Annotated in this window: 11 protein-coding genes and 1 pseudogene; 4 read left to right on the top strand and 8 right to left on the bottom strand. The window is 70.8% G+C overall.

Translation table 11 applies throughout. The features are described from left to right. Positions 1-35 precede the first annotated feature (35 nt). From AB0B35_RS25400 to pdhA, 6 genes and pseudogenes are all read right to left on the bottom strand, one after another. Positions 36-1268, bottom strand: a complete 1233-nt coding sequence (locus tag AB0B35_RS25400; RefSeq protein WP_361049491.1) for an LCP family protein — start codon at positions 1266-1268, stop codon at positions 36-38. A gap of 123 nt (positions 1269-1391) precedes the next feature. Further along, positions 1392-2864 (bottom strand): LCP family protein, encoded by a 1473-nt coding sequence (locus AB0B35_RS25405; protein WP_361049493.1) that lies wholly within the window; start codon positions 2862-2864, stop codon positions 1392-1394. Positions 2865-2959: 95 nt separating this feature from the next. Then, positions 2960-3457: pseudogene (locus AB0B35_RS25410) on the bottom strand (flavin reductase family protein); the annotation flags it as partial. A 78-nt stretch (positions 3458-3535) separates the two neighbouring features. Then, positions 3536-4963, bottom strand: coding sequence for a dihydrolipoamide acetyltransferase family protein (locus tag AB0B35_RS25415; protein WP_361049495.1), 1428 nt, complete (start codon positions 4961-4963; stop codon positions 3536-3538). A 12-nt stretch (positions 4964-4975) separates the two neighbouring features. After that, the gene (locus AB0B35_RS25420) at positions 4976-5965 is read right to left on the bottom strand and encodes an alpha-ketoacid dehydrogenase subunit beta (protein ID WP_361049559.1); all 990 of its coding nucleotides are present in this window, start codon (positions 5963-5965) and stop codon (positions 4976-4978) included. After that, on the bottom strand, positions 5962-7104 hold the full coding sequence (gene pdhA, locus AB0B35_RS25425) for a pyruvate dehydrogenase (acetyl-transferring) E1 component subunit alpha (protein ID WP_361049497.1): 1143 nt from the start codon (positions 7102-7104) through the stop codon (positions 5962-5964). The genes AB0B35_RS25420 and pdhA overlap by 4 nt, the downstream gene beginning before the upstream one ends. 311 nt (positions 7105-7415) lie before the next feature. Between pdhA and AB0B35_RS25430 the strand changes: the two genes are divergently transcribed. Next, positions 7416-8723: a hypothetical protein gene (locus AB0B35_RS25430; protein ID WP_361049499.1), complete on the top strand. Its 1308-nt coding sequence runs from the start codon at positions 7416-7418 to the stop codon at positions 8721-8723. A gap of 100 nt (positions 8724-8823) precedes the next feature. Here AB0B35_RS25430 and AB0B35_RS25435 read toward each other — a convergent pair whose 3' ends face one another. Next, positions 8824-10122 carry a hypothetical protein gene (locus AB0B35_RS25435; protein WP_361049501.1) on the bottom strand — a complete coding sequence of 433 codons (1299 nt, stop codon included), beginning with the start codon at positions 10120-10122 and terminating at the stop codon, positions 8824-8826. A 77-nt stretch (positions 10123-10199) separates the two neighbouring features. After that, on the bottom strand, positions 10200-10823 hold the full coding sequence (locus AB0B35_RS25440; protein WP_361049502.1) for a GTPase domain-containing protein: 624 nt from the start codon (positions 10821-10823) through the stop codon (positions 10200-10202). A 162-nt stretch (positions 10824-10985) separates the two neighbouring features. On the opposite strand from AB0B35_RS25440, the gene dnaK reads away from it, so the two are divergent. The 3 genes from dnaK (at position 10986) to dnaJ (ending at position 14988) form a co-directional block, all read left to right on the top strand. Continuing rightward, the gene (gene dnaK, locus AB0B35_RS25445; protein ID WP_361049504.1) at positions 10986-12830 is read left to right on the top strand and encodes a molecular chaperone DnaK; all 1845 of its coding nucleotides are present in this window, start codon (positions 10986-10988) and stop codon (positions 12828-12830) included. Beyond that, a complete protein-coding gene (gene grpE, locus AB0B35_RS25450) occupies positions 12827-13654 on the top strand; it encodes a nucleotide exchange factor GrpE (protein ID WP_361049506.1) in 828 nt (275 codons plus the stop codon). The genes dnaK and grpE overlap by 4 nt, the downstream gene beginning before the upstream one ends. A 170-nt stretch (positions 13655-13824) precedes the next feature. Next, a complete protein-coding gene (gene dnaJ, locus AB0B35_RS25455; protein WP_361049508.1) occupies positions 13825-14988 on the top strand; it encodes a molecular chaperone DnaJ in 1164 nt (387 codons plus the stop codon). Positions 14989-14994 lie beyond the last annotated feature (6 nt).

Consider the following 14994-nt stretch of genomic DNA (forward strand, 5'->3'; position numbering starts at 1 on the left):
GGTGCGTTGCAGTGGTCGCCGTTTACGTGGCGCGGTCACTTCTCCCTGTTGACGAACTCCGGGTTGAGCAGGGTGAACTGCCCGAGGGTGTCGTTCTTGGCGGCCCGGAACATCTGCATCGTGCTGGAGCTGAGCGCCTCGCCGCCGCTGCCCGAGCTGTTGTACCAACCCGCGTTCGTCTTCAGCAGCACGAGGTCGGCGCCGGCCAGATCCTTCAGGGAGAACATGAAGTCGATCAGCGGGACGCCGTGCGTGTCCAGGATCATGGACTCGCCGACGGCCTTCATCAGGGCGTTGATCTTGCCGAGGTCGGTCAGCACGCCGCTGGAACCGGCCTTCTTCGCCATCGCCTTGATCAGCTGCTGCTGGTGGCGCTGGCGGCCGTAGTCGCCGTCGTCGAGCGACTTGCGGATGCGCGAGTAGTCCAGGGCCTCCCAGCCCGGCTTCTCCTTGCAACCCTTCTTGTGGATGTACGGCTTGAGCCCCTGGCTCGCGGCCTTGTGTTCGTTGACGTACGTGATCTTGCCCTTGACGTAGTAGTAGTGCAGCGACTCCGCGTCCTCCTCGACGCAGACGTTCACCGTGCCCAGGGCCTCGATGATCTTCTTGAAGCCGCCGAAGTCGATGACGGCCGCGCCGTCGAAGGTGATGCCGGTCAGCTTGGTGACCGTCTTCGCGGTCAGGCCCAGGCCGCCGGCCCAGCCACCGCCGTTCTGCGCGCCGAAGTAGAAGGCTGCATTGATCTTGTCGGTGCCGCCGTTGTACCTGGTCTTCGGGTTGGCGGGGATGTCGACCTGGGTGTCGCGCGGGATCGACATCAGGTATGCCTGGTCGTGCGTGGCCGGGATGTGCAGCAGCAGGACCGTGTCCGCGCGGGCGTTGTTCTTCTCCTGGGTGGCGCGCACGTCGATGCCGAGCAGCAGCATGTCGATAGGACCCTTGAGGTCGCTGCCCTTCGGGCCGGTGTCGGCCTTGCCGGCGTCGCCCAGCACGTCGACCACGGCGACGTTGTCCGTGAGCTGGCCTTCGAACGACTTGACGCCGACGATCGCGCCGCCGGCCACCATCATCAGCAGGGCACCGAAGGTCAGCGTCAGCTTCGCCCAGAGGGGGGCGGCGCGCTTGGACTTCTTCTTGCCCTTGCCCTTGCTGAGCGAGTGGCCGGTCTTCCTGCCCGAGGGCTCGTCATCGTAGGCGTCCGCGGGTCGGCGACTCCGCTGGCTGGGCACGGTGTTCTGGGCACCGCCTCGCCGCTGCTTGTTCGCCACGCGTTCCCCCGGGGGTCTGGTTGACCGTAGACCGAGCCACTGTAATGGCTCGGCCTACGGAACCGCGAGGCTGCATAGACCAAATCGGATGTATTTAGACCGATTTGCGGTGAATTTTCATTGCTAATTATTGACAGATGGTGACGGTGGCGGGCTGACGTTGGTCTCGTACCACTGCTTCATCTGGTCCTTGCCGACCGCCTCGTAGAGCGCGATGGCCTTCGGCTTGTCCGAGACGACCACGCTCTCCCCGCCGACCATCTGGCTGCCCAGGTGCGGGCTGGTCAGGAAGATCAGATCGTCGCTGCGGATGCCGCGGAACTGGATCGCCATGTCGATCAGCTTGAACTCCTGGTCGACGGTGACCGCGCTGGTGACCGCCCCGAGGAAGTCGTTGAGCTTGCCGGGGCTGGTCAGGATGCCGCCGCTGGCGGCCTTGTCCAGCAGCGCCTTGAGCAGTTGCTGCTGGTGCCGCATCCGGGCGAAGTCGCCATCCGGGAACTGCTTGCGCTGGCGCACGTAGTCCAGCGCCTCGGCGCCGTTGAGGTGCATGGTGCCCTTGGTGAAGGTGCGCTTGGGCTTGTGGATCGAGGTGATGGTCTTCTCGATCTTCATGTCCACGCCGCCGATCGCGTCGACCACCTCGGTGAAGCCGCCGAAGTCGATCAGCATCACGTGGTCCATGCGCACCGAGGCGTAGCACTCGACCGTCTTCACCAGCAGCGGCATCCCGCCGAAGGCGTACGCGGCGTTCAGCTTCGCCTTGCGCGTGCCGCAGTCGGCCTGCGCGGCGTCCTTCGGGATGTAGACGTGCAGGTCTCGGGGCAGCGAGATGAGGTACGCGCGGTCCTGGGAGGACGGGATGTGCATGATGATCATGGTGTCGGTGCGCCACTGCCCGCCCTGGTCGGTGGGCGCGTCCGGGTCGCGCGAGTCGCTGCCCACCAGCAGGATGTTCTGGCTGCCGTTGACCGTCTTGGGCGGCCGGCCGCCGGTGAGCGCGCTGAACGGGTCGGTGCGGGACAGGTCGCCCTCGACGCTCTTGGCGTAGAGCCACGCGCCGCCAAGGCCGAGGCCGCCGCACAGGGCCAGCGCGATCAGCGCCACCAGCGCGATCCGGCCCCACTTGGGCTGGACCTTCTTCTTCGCGGAGCCGTACGTGTTCCCGCTGCCGGAGACCGGCACCCGCGCCGAGCCCCCGTTGCCGCGCCCGCGCGAGGAGGAGGACGACACCCGGGCCGCCGGCGTGGACGGCACCGAGGCCCGCCCGCTGGTGGCCCGCGCGGCGGAACCGCGGCCCGCCGCCTTGTCGTCGGCCGGCTTGCCGTCCGCCGAGCCACCGGCGGCGGCACGGCCGTAGACACGCGCGGCCGGCTTGTTCTTCTCGTCGCCCGACGATCCGCCGACTGACGGGTACGGACCGGTGGGCAGGTTGGCGAAACCGCCCGGAGGGGGAGTCACCGAGGCGCGGCCGACCGACGCCCGGCCGGTCGGGCGCTGGGCGGGCTTGGCCGGAGGGGTCGAGGACACGTCCTCGGCACCGGCGTCCCCAGCCTGGGGGGTGGCCTCGGGTTCGTCAGGCGTCTGCTGGGACATGAGAACCAGCCTACGAGGCGTCTGCGACAACCCCCCGGTACGTGATGATCGTGGCGCGGCAGCTCACAGGGTGGTTGCCTCCCGATCCGCCTTGATCACGACAGTGTCGTGTACCTGCCACGATGGTGCAGCAGCGGCGGCACGGCGTCACCGAGCGTGATCTCCACCAGGCTCGCCTCGACCAGCAGCCCCCAGCCGAACGGCCGCGAGCCGTCGAGCCGGCAGCCCGCCCAGGTGGTCGTGCCCGCCGGAATCGGCCCGTACGGCGTCTGCGTCCATGGCTCCTGCTTGAACAGCCCGCCCGGCGCGGGCATCAGCCCGGCGAACCGGTCGGCCAGCTGCCGGTGCGCCTCACCGAGCGGCGTCACCGCGAACACGCCCGCCCGCTCGATCGCCGGCCACAGCTCCGACTCGTCGTCGACGATGCCCAGCAACCGCCCTGGGTCCCCGTCGGCCACCAGCGTCGACGACACCGTCAGCCCGGCCGGCCCCGGCGCGGTCCACAGGCACACTGTCATCCCGAACCGCCCCCGCAACCGCCGCACCTCACTGCGCTCCGATTCCGGGGTCGCGAACGGATCAGTGTCATGGATCACGACGCAAGCTCCTCGAATGAAAGGAAGGGCACCTTCACAACGCTCCGCGTTGTAGAAGGTGCCCTTCCCATCGGATCACGTCCAGGCGAGCAGCGTCGCCTCGGGGTCGTGCAGGAAGGCGCCGATGTCCCGGAGGAACTTCGAGCCCAGCTCACCGTCGATGATGCGGTGGTCGAACGACAGGCCCAGCGTGGTGACCTGGCGCAGCTTGACCTTGCCCTTGTGCGCCCACGGGGTCTCCCGCACCGCGCCGAAGGCCAGGATCGCGGCCTCGCCCGGGGGCAGGATCGGGGTGCCGGTGTCCACGCCGAACACGCCCACGTTGGTGATCGTGAACGTGCCGCCGGACATCGCCGACGGCGGCGTCTTGCCCGACTTCGCGGTCGCGACCAGGTCGGTCATCGCGTCGGCCAGCTCCCGCAGGGACAGCCGGCCCGCGTCGGCGATGTTCGGCACGATGAGGCCGCGCTCGGTGGCCGCCGCGATGCCCAGGTTCACGTAGTCCTTGACCACGATCTCCTGCGCCGCCTCGTCCCACGACGAGTTGACCATCGGGTGGCGCTTCGCCGCCAGCAGCACCGCCTTGGCGACCAGCAGCAGCGGCGAGACGCGCACGTCACGCCACTCCCGGTCGGCCTTCAGCCGCTCCAGCGCCTTCATCGACCGCGTCATGTCCACCGTGAGGAACTCGGTGACGTGCGGAGCCGTGAAGGCCGAGGCGACCATGTTGGCCGCGGTCAGCTTGCGTACCCCCTTGATGGGCACGCGGGTCTCGCGCTCGCCCGGGACCATGACCACCTGCGCGCGCGGCGCGGCGGCGGCCGGGGCCGCCAGCGCGGCCTGCACGTCGTCCCGGGTGATCGAGCCCTGCGGGCCGGTGCCCGTCAGCGTGGACAGGTCCACGCCGAGGGTCCGGGCCAGCATCCGGACCGGCGGCTTGGCGAGCACACCGTGCCCGTTGGCTGCCGGAGCCGCCGGAGCCGCCGGGGCGGGCCGCGCGGCCGGCGCGGGCGCGGCCGGAACCGGCGCGGGAGCCGGTGCGACCGGAGCCGCGGCCACCGGGGCCGGAGCCGCAGGAGCGTCGCCCTTGCGGGCGCGGCGCTTGGCGGCGGTGACCCGCGGGCCGTAGCCGACCAGCACCGCGGTGCGGCCGGACGCCGTGGTCTCGCCGATCAGGCCGCCGGTGGCCTCCTCGCCCGCGGCCTTCTCGGCCTGGGCGGCGGCACCCTGCGACATGTCGTCGGCGACCGGCGCGGACGGGCCGCCGGTGTCGATCGAGATGATCGGGGAGCCGACCTCGACCACCGTGCCCTCGGGCACGAAGATCTTCACGACGGTGCCGGCCCACTTCGCCGGGATCTCGACCGCCGCCTTCGCGGTCTCCACCTCGACGATGGGCTGGTTCAGCTCGATGACGTCGCCCTCGGCGACGAGCCACTTGAGGATCTCGCCCTCGGTGAGGCCCTCACCGAGGTCGGGCAGGGGGAACTGGTTGATCGCCATGTGTCAGCCCCCTCAGAACCCGAAGGAACGGTCGACGGCCTCGAGCACGCGGTCCAGGTCGGGCAGGAACTCCTCCTCCACCCGGGAGGCCGGGTAGGGGATGTCGTAGCCGGTCACCCGCAGCACCGGGGCCTCCAGGGAGTAGAAGCACTCCTCGGAGATCCGGGCCGCGACCTCGGCGCCCAGGCCGATGTTGCCCGGGGCCTCGTGCACGACCACGGCACGGCCGGTCTTGCGGACCGACTCGAACACCGGGGCCATGTCCAGCGGGGACAGCGAGCGCAGGTCGATGACCTCCAGGTTGCGGCCGTCCTCGGCCGCCGCGGTCGCGGCGTCCAGGCAGGTGCGCACCATCGGGCCGTACGCCAGCAGTGTCGCGTCCGCGCCGGAGCGCAGCACCCGCGAGCTGTGCAGCGGGTACGCCGCCGACAGCGGCGCGGCCGTGTCGACCTCACCCTTCTCCCAGTAGCGGCGCTTGGGCTCGAAGAAGATGATCGGGTCGTCGCTGGCGATGGCCTGCTGGATCATCCAGTACGCGTCGGACGGGTTGCTGCACGCCACGACCTTGAGGCCGGCGGTGTGCGAGAAGTACGCCTCGGGCGACTCGGAGTGGTGCTCGACCGCGCCGATGCCGCCGCCGAACGGGATCCGGATGACCATGGGCAGGCTGACCTTGCCCCGGGACCGGTAGTGGAACTTCGCCACCTGGCACACGATCTGGTCGTACGCCGGGTACACGAAGCCGTCGAACTGGATCTCGACGACCGGGCGGTAGCCGCGCAGCGCCAGGCCGATCGCGGTGCCGACGATGCCGGCCTCGGCCAGCGGGGTGTCGATGACGCGGTCGTCGCCGAAGTCCTTCTGCAGGCCGTCGGTGATGCGGAACACGCCGCCGAGCTTGCCGACGTCCTCGCCCATGATGAGGACCTTGCTGTCGTCCTCCATCGCGCGGCGCAGGCCCAGGTTGAGCGACTTGCCGAGGGTAAGCGTCTCCATGATCAGTGGCTCCCCTCGAACGAGGCGTGGTAGGTCTCGAACTCGGCGCGCTGCTTGTCGATCAGCGGCGAGCCGTTGGGGTAGACGTGGTCGAACATGGTCACCGGGTCCGGGTCGGGCATCGACAGCACGCGCTCGCGCAGCGCCACCGCCTCGACCTTGGCCTGCTCGTCGACGGCGGCGAAGAACGCCTCGTCGGCGATGCCCTGCTTCTCCAGCAGCTTGCGCATGCGCACGACCGGGTCCTTGGCCTGCCACGCCTCGACCTCGCTGGCCACGCGGTAGCGCGTTGGGTCGTCGGAGGTGGTGTGCGCGCCCATGCGGTACGTGTACGCCTCGATCAGGGTCGGGCCCTGGCCGTGGCGGGCGTTGTCCAGCGCCGCACGCGTCACCGCGTACGTCGCCAGCACGTCGTTGCCGTCGACCCGGATGCCGGGGAAGCCGAAGCCGGCCGCGCGCTGGTACAGCGGGATGCGGGTCTGGCGCTCCAGCGGCTCGGAGATCGCGTACTGGTTGTTCTGGCAGAAGAACACGATCGGCGCGTTGTACACGCTGCCGAAGATGAACGCCTCGTTGACGTCGCCCTGGCTGGTCGCGCCGTCGCCGAAGTAGGCGATGACGGCCTCGCTGGTCTCGTCGTCGTCGCCGACCTTGCCGTCCTTGACGATGCCCATGGCGTAGCCGGTCGCGTGCAGCGTCTGCGCGCCGATGACGATCGTGTACATGTTGAACCGGTGCGCCACCGGGTCCCAGCCGCCCTGGTCGACGCCGCGGAACAGGCCCAGCGGCATGATCGGGTCGATGTTGCGGCAGTAGAGGACGCCGTGCTCCCGGTACGTCGGGAAGGCCATGTCCTGCTTGCGCAGCGCGCGGCCGGAGCCGACCTGCGCCGCCTCCTGGCCCAGCAGGCTGGCCCAGATGCCCAGCTCACCCTGGCGCTGCAGAGCGGTCGCCTCGGCGTCGAGCTTGCGCACCGTGACCAGGTCGCGGTACAGCCCGCGCAGCTCGTCGTCGGTGAAGTCGACGGAGTAGTCGGGGTGTGAGACTCGGTCACCCTCGGGGGTGAGGAGCTGTACGAACTCCGGCTCGGGGGGCCCCGAGCGCTTGCCGCCGCGGCGGGAGGCCGCGCGCTCGACTTTGGTCATCCGTGTTCTCCCTGTCAGTGGTGCGTCGGCGACGGGGTGTGTCTGCCGCGCATCGGTGGCGCCACGTCGTGTCCCTCGTGGGGCGAAGACGCCTGGCTGCGGCAGTAGTGAGTCCGGAGTACGCGGTGACCACGGCCACTCTGCCGCCTGGCCCCCATACTGCCGTATCGGTGGCGGCAGTCACAGGCCGGGCAGGTGATATTGGCAACCGGTAGCGGAAAAACCTGCGTCTAGGAATACCTCAAATACCCGGATCATGGATGTCGTTGGGGCATTCTGGGCGAATTCCCCCGTGCCCTAGGAGCACTCCGATGCCCGACGACAATTTCCTGGAAGACCTCTTCGGCTCGCCGCCTCCGCCGCCCCCGCCTCCCGCGGTGCCGGCGGCGTTCCAGGCCCCCGTTCCCCCGTCCGTCCGCCGCCCTCCCTCCCGGCGGCACGGCCTGCTGGTCGCGCTGCTGGTCGGGATCACCGCCGTGCCGACCTGGATCGTGCTGCGGGCCGGTGTCGAGGGGGTCGACCCCGACTTCGGCGAGCGCCTGGCCGGGCCGGTGCAGCCGTTCGTGGTGCCGGGCGACCACCTTGCCCACGGCTCGTTCCGGCTGCCCGACCGCCCGGTCCGGCCCGCCCCGCAGAACGACCCGGGACTCGCCCAGCGCGGCGGACCGGCGGTGCACCACGAGGACGACGACGAGCGGTCCGACGATGTCGCCGTACCCGTGCTCGAACGCCGTCGCCGGGCCGTCACCCTGCCGATCCGCCCGATCTGGCGACCGGCCGCACCGGCCCCGGCCCGCCCTCTCCCGCCCGCCGGGGGCCCGCCCCGACCGTCCACCCCCGGCGAGCCCGCGCCACCAGGCGGACCGTCCTTCCCGGGCGGACCGTCCTTCCCAGGCGGACCGTCCTTCCCAGGCGGGCCCTGGTTCCCGGGACCCCCGCATCCAGGCGGTCCCTGGGTGCCAGGTGGGCACGGCCATCCCAGCCGCCCGCCCGGTTCTGACGGGCCGGGGCGGCCGGGCGGTCATGGTGGTCCCGGGCGGCCGAACGGTCCCGCCTGGCCGGGATGGCCTGGTGGCGGTGCCGGTGGCCCGGGCAGCGGCGGCGAACAGTGTGAGCGTCCCGGCCCGGTGCGGCGTGCGAGTTCCGTACACGTCGTCGCCGCCCGCCCTGTGGCACCGGTCGTCCGTCGTCCGTCATCACGTCAGCTGCCGCAGGCCACTGCCCGAGGCCCGCTGAAGTCACGCGCATCGGCAGACCCTGCCGCCACGGCCTCCCGCCTGTTGCGGTCCGGGCTGCACCGTGCAGGTCTCCGAGGCGAGACCGAACTGTCCGCGCGCCGGAGCGAGGGCCGCAAGCTCCCAAGCCGCCGCGACGTGGTCAGCCCGAAGCCCCACGGCAAGGGGACCAGCGCCAAGCCCCAGGGCGCCGCCAAGCACGGTGTCGCCAAGCACGGTGTCGCCAAGCACGGCGCCGCCAACCACGGTGCCGCCAAGCACGGTGCCGCCAAGCACGGTGTCGCCAAGCACGGTGTCGCCAAGCACCGCGTCGCCAAGCACGATGCCAAGAAGAAGGCGAACGCCGGCAAGCCCGAACCGCGGCGCGGACACGCTCGCCGCTGACGTCCCGCGCCCCAGCTCGAAGTGAAGATCGCTGTTTGTGGGCGAGAAGTGTGGTCACGCCTTACTTCTTGGCCACAAACAGCGATCTTGCAGGAGGCGCTTACGAAAGGGTCGTGCGGGAGCGCTCGTATGCGGCCAGGGCGCGGCGGACCGGCTCGACGACGTACCGCAGGGCGACCTTGTCGATCTCGGCGCGGAGCACGATCTCGGTCTTCTGGTCGGCGCGCTTCCGGCCGCCGGGGAGCCAGTTGCGGCGGGGGCGCTGGGCGTCGGCGAACGCGACGGCCTGACCCAGGGCGGCGGGCAGCTCGTGCAGGCGGGACCGGGCGGCCTGCTCGACAGCCTTGGCCCAGGGGCCGGGGAGGCCGACCGAGGCGCTCGCGGCGTACGCCTGGATGGTCTGCTCGATGCGGGCGGCGTCGGTGCCGGCCGAGGACAGGCCGCGGACCAGCGGGTTGATCGTCGGCGGGCTGGCCGGGCCGCCGACCAGCTTGCTCAGGTCGGCGATGCTCGCGGTCAGGTCGCGGTCGACGGACTCCTCGGCGAGCGTGCCGCGCAGGATGATCGGTTCGAGCAGCGCGCGCAGCGCGGAGACGCCGGAGTGCCCGCGGGTGGAACGCTCGGCGACGAACGGGCCGGGCTTCGGCTTGATCGGGCCGCGCTTGGCCGGCGGCAGCTGCGGGACCTCGCCGGTGGCCGAGGTGGGCACCAGCGGGACCTTGGACAGGCCGCCCTCGTCGAGCAGCTGGCGCAGGTCGGCACCGACCTTGGGCAGCTGGGCGGGCTGCAGGCGGTCGGTCTGGTTGAGGGCGACGATCAGGCCTTCGCGCGAGCTGGCGAGCTGGCGCAGGTAGCCCTCGTGCACGAGCTGGTCGCCGTACTTCTGCGGGTCGCAGATCCAGATGACCACGTCGACGAGGTGCAGCAGCCGGTCGACCTCGGCGCGGTGGCGCGGCTCGACGGAGTCGACGTCGGGCAGGTCGAGCAGGATCATGCCGCGCAGGCCGACCTCGTCGTTGGCGTCCAGCGCCGACTCCCGGGTGAACCGGCGGCGCGACGAGACGCCGAGCCAGTCGAGCAGCTCGTCGGCGAAGGTCAGGCTGCCCCAGACGCACGCGTACGGCTCGGAGGTCGTCGGGCGCAGGATGCCCGCCGGCGACCGGTCGATCGTGGTGAACGCGTTGAACATGCTGGACTTGCCGCTGCCCGTGGTGCCGGCCAGTGCGATGGTGGTGAAGCCGCGGGCCAGCCGCAGCCGGTCGGCGGAGCGTTCCGCGACCGTCCGCGCGTTCTCCATCGCCGGCTCGCCGGCGAGATGCTCGCCCGCGAGGTCGACGAACTGCTGGACCATGTCGAGCTTGGTGGTGACGGACTCACTGCCGGGGGTGGAGTGGGCCACTGGTCCCTCCTCACGCTCTCCTCAGCCGACGCGGTGCCGACCTGAACCCTCGTCGCCCGCGGAAGCGGCCGTCCGTGTCATCTTGACTCGGCAAGTTTCGCACTCGCGGTCTTGTCGAGGAACTCCCAGATCGGGGTGACCACTCGGTCCGAGAGCATGCCCTGCCGGTCGAGCGCCGATTCGGCCACCACGAACAGTGGCACCGGTTCGCCGAGCAGCTGGGTCAGGTGCGGCAGGATCTCGTCCGCGGCCTCGGTGGGCAGCCGGTTGAGGACCACCGCCAGATCGACCCGGCGCTGCTGCGCGGCCCTCAGGTGCCGCCACGCCTCGGCGTCAGCGTAGCGGCTCGCCGTCGTCACGAAGATCCAGAGGTCGGCCCGCTCGAACGCCGCGTCGGTGGCCGCCCGGTTCTTCTGGTCCACGGCGTTGAGGTCCGGCGAGTCCACGATCGCGACGTGCGCGGGCAGCGCGGGCGCGGCGATCGGCAGCAGCCCGGCCACGTGGGTCGCCGCCACGCTGCGCGGGTGGCAGGCCAGGACCGGCTTGCGGGTGGTGGGCCGGAGGATGCCGGTGGCGCTCACGGGTGACCGGACCAGGCTGTTGACCAGCGTGGACTTGCCCGCGCCGGTCGGCCCGCCGACCACCGCGAGCAGGGGGCCGGTGCGCACCGCGCCCTCCTCGGTTACTCGTTGGTCATACACAGGGGAAGCGTAAGCGGAAAAGGGACAACTCACTAGGACACCACCAAACTTGAGTGTGACCGACTCAACCTTCCGCTTGACACTTCCCGGTCTCATGTCAGTATTGAGCCGTCCGGACTCAACTTGAATCTCCGGCGACCTTGATCTTGGAGGAACACGAACATGGCACGTGCGGTCGGCATCGACCTGGGTACGACCAACTCCTGTATGGCCGTGCTCGAGGGTGGCGAACCCACCGTCATCGCGAACGCCGAGGGCTCCCGCACGACGCCCTCCATCGTGGCGTTCGCCAAGAACGGTGAGGTGCTCGTCGGCGAGGTGGCCAAGCGCCAGGCCGTCACGAACCCGGACCGCACCATCCGGTCCGTGAAGCGTGAGGTCGGCACCAACTGGACCGTCGACATCGACGGCAAGAAGTACACGCCGCAGGAGATCTCCGCGCGTGTGCTGCAGAAGCTCAAGCGTGACGCCGAGGCCTACCTCGGCGAGACCGTGACCGACGTCGTGATCACCGTCCCGGCGTACTTCAACGACGCGCAGCGCACCGCGACGAAGGAGGCCGGTGAGATCGCCGGCTTCAACGTGCTGCGCATCGTCAACGAGCCCACCGCCGCCGCGCTGGCGTACGGGCTGGACAAGGGCTCCAAGGAGCAGACCGTCCTGGTCTTCGACCTCGGCGGCGGCACGTTCGACGTCTCGCTGCTGGAGCTGGCCGAGGGCGTCGTCGAGGTCAAGTCGACCTCCGGCGACAACCACCTCGGTGGCGACGACTGGGACGAGCGCATCATCGAGCACCTGGTGAAGACGTTCCGCGGCCAGTACGGCGTGGACCTGGGCGCGGACAAGATGGCCATGCAGCGCCTCAAGGAGGCCGCGGAGAAGGCCAAGATCGAGCTGTCCGCCGCCAACACCACCGGCATCAACCTGCCGTACATCACGGCCGGCGCCGAGGGCCCGCTGCACCTGGACGTCACGCTCACCCGGGCCGAGTTCCAGCGCATGACCCAGGACCTGCTGGACCGCTGCAAGGCGCCGTTCGAGCAGGCGATCAAGGACGCGGGCGTGAAGCTGTCCGACGTCGAGCACGTCATCCTGGTCGGCGGCTCCACCCGGATGCCCGCCGTGACCGACCTGGTCAAGCAGCTCACCGGCAAGGAGCCCAACAAGGGCGTCAACCCGGACGAGGTCGTGGCCGTCGGCGCCGCGCTGCAGGCCGGTGTGCTCAAGGGTGAGGTCAAGGACGTCCTGCTGCTCGACGTGACCCCGCTGAGCCTGGGCATCGAGACCAAGGGCGGCATCATGCACCGCCTGGTGGAGCGCAACACCACCATCCCGACCAAGCGCTCCGAGGTCTACACCACCGCGGACGACAACCAGCCCTCCGTGCTCATCCAGGTCTTCCAGGGCGAGCGCGAGATGGCGGCGTACAACAAGAAGCTCGGCACCTTCGAGCTGACCGGTATCGCGCCGGCCCCGCGCGGCGTGCCGAAGATCGAGGTCACCTTCGACATCGACGCCAACGGCATCGTGCACGTCTCGGCGAAGGACCTCGGCACCGGCAAGGAGCAGTCGATGACGATCACCGGCGGCTCGTCGCTGCCGAAGGACGACATCGAGCGCATGCGCCGCGACGCCGAGGAGCACGCTGACGAGGACCGCCGCCGCCGCGAGGAGGCCGAGACCCGCAACGTGGCCGAGGCGCTGCAGTGGCAGACCGAGAAGTTCCTGGCCGAGAGCGGCGACAAGCTGCCCGCCGACGCCAAGGAGAACATCAACGACGCGCTGAGCGAGCTGCGCAGTGCCCTGGCGGGCACCGACCTGGAGAAGATCAAGTCGGCGCACGAGAAGCTCGCGCAGGTCTCCCAGGCGGCCGGCTCCGCCCTGTACAACCAGGGCGACAACCCGGCCGCGGCCGGTGCGGGCCAGCAGCAGCACGACTCGGCCGGTGGCCGCGCCGACGACGACGTCGTGGATGCGGAGATCATCGACGACGAGGGCAAGAAGTGACCGGAGCGGCACAGGGTGCCTCGCCGGCGGAGGAGCAGTCCCCCGCCGGCGAGCGCATCGTGATCAAGAACAAGCGCAAGATCAGCCCGAGCGGAGCGACCATGTCCGAGCAGCCGGCGACGCCGGCCGCCCCGGCGGCCGACACCGAACAGCCGACCGTGAAGCAGGAGACCCCTGGCCCGGAGGGCACCGAGCAGGAACCGACTCCGGATGTCGTCGAGGCTGTCGCCGACCAGGACACCGTCGAGGTGCCGGTCGTCGCGCAGCCGGAGGCCGCCGCCGAGGCCGGGCCGGACGCCGCCGAGGCGGTGGAGGGCGAGGTCGTCGAGGCCGAGCCGGTCACCGCGACGGCCGCGCCCGTGGCCGAGCCCGAGGGTCCGCCCGTGCTGGGCGCGGAGCTCGCGCAGCTGCGGTCCGCTCTGGAGGAGCGCACCGCCGACCTGCAGCGGGTGACCGCCGAGTACGCCAACTACCGCAAGCGGGTGGAGCGCGACCGCACGGTCTCGGCCGAGCTCGCCACCGGGCAGGTGCTGACGGCGCTGCTGCCGGTGCTCGACGATCTGGACCGGGCACGTGAGCACGGCGACCTGAGCGGGCCGTTCGGCGCGGTGGCCGACCAGATCGCCGCGGTGGTGGCGAAGTTCGGCCTGACCGCGTTCGGCGAGAAGGGCGACGCCTTCGACCCGAACCGGCACGAGGCGGTGGCGCACCTGCCGTCCGCCGACGTGACCGAGCCGACCTGCATCGACGTGATGCGCCGTGGTTACCTGCTGGGCGAGCGCCTGCTGCGCCCCGCGATGGTGGCCGTAGCAGCGCCGGAATGACAACATGACCGCAACATGCTCGCCGGCTACCGCCGCCTTAATCGATGGCCCTCCTCCGCTTCGCTGCGGATGACCATCGAGCGGCGGCTACCGCGGGCGATGAGCTCTCTCCCCGCCCCGAATCCGGGTGCGGGGAGGGAGCTTCGATCACGACTGGGGGAGGGGGACGGATGAGCTCGAAAGACTGGCTGGAGAAGGATTTCTACGCCGTGCTCGGAGTGGCCAAGGACGCCACCGCAAGCGAGATCAAGAAGGCGTACCGCAGACTCGCACGCGAGCTGCATCCTGACCACAACCCCGGCAACACCGCCGCCGAGGAGCGCTTCAAGGCGGTGTCCGAGGCGTACGACGTGCTGTCGGACGAGAACCGGCGGCGTGAGTACGACGAGATGCGCTCCCTGTTCGAGGCCGGCGCGTTCCGGCGCGGCGCGCGCGGCTCGGGCGGGCAGCACTTCGACGTGAACGACCTGTTCGGCCAGGGCGGTGGACGCCAGGGCCCGGACCAGCGGTTCGGCGGCGCGAGCTTCTCCGACCTGTTCGGCTCGATCTTCTCGGGCGGGGCCGGCACCGGCGCTCCCCCGCGCGGCCCGGCCCGCGGCCGCGACGTCGAGGCCGAGATCTTCCTGGACTTCGCCGACGCGGTGCAGGGCACCACCCAGCCGCTGACGCTGCGCACGCTGGGCGTGTGCGACACCTGCCACGGTGACGGGGCCAAGCCGGGCACCCGCCCCCGGGCCTGCCCGCACTGCCAGGGCACCGGTGTGGTCAACCGCAACCAGGGTGCGTTCGGCTTCTCCGAGGCCTGCCGCGACTGCCAGGGCGTGGGCACGGTCGTCGACCAGAAGTGCCCCGAGTGCCACGGCACCGGCGGGGTGACCAAGACCCGCACGCTGACCGTACGCATCCCGGCCGGTGTCTCCGACGGGCAGCGCATCCGGCTGGCCGGGCGCGGTGAGCCGGGCGAGCGCGGTGGCGCCCCCGGCGACCTGTACATCCGCGCGATCGTGCGCCCGGACGCGATGTTCGGCCGCAACGGCGACGACCTGACCGTGACGGTCCCGGTGACCTTCGCCGAGTCGGTGCTCGGCGCGGAGGTCCGGGTGCCCACTTTGGACGGCATGATGAAGGTCAAGGTGCCCGCCGGCACGCCCAGCGGGCGGCTGCTGCGGGTGCGGGGCAAGGGTGTGCCCAAACGTGATGGCCACAGCGGGGATCTGCTGGTTACCGTGGAGATAGTGGTGCCGCAGCAGCTCTCCGAGGAAGCCCGGGACGCGCTGGTGCGCTTCACCGAGCTGGCCCCGCCGGTGCGGCGGGACCACCTGGAACGGAGGTGATCCACA

The organism is Catellatospora sp. NPDC049133 (assembly GCF_040648455.1).
GTDB classification, from domain to species: Bacteria; Actinomycetota; Actinomycetes; order Mycobacteriales; family Micromonosporaceae; genus Catellatospora; species Catellatospora aurea.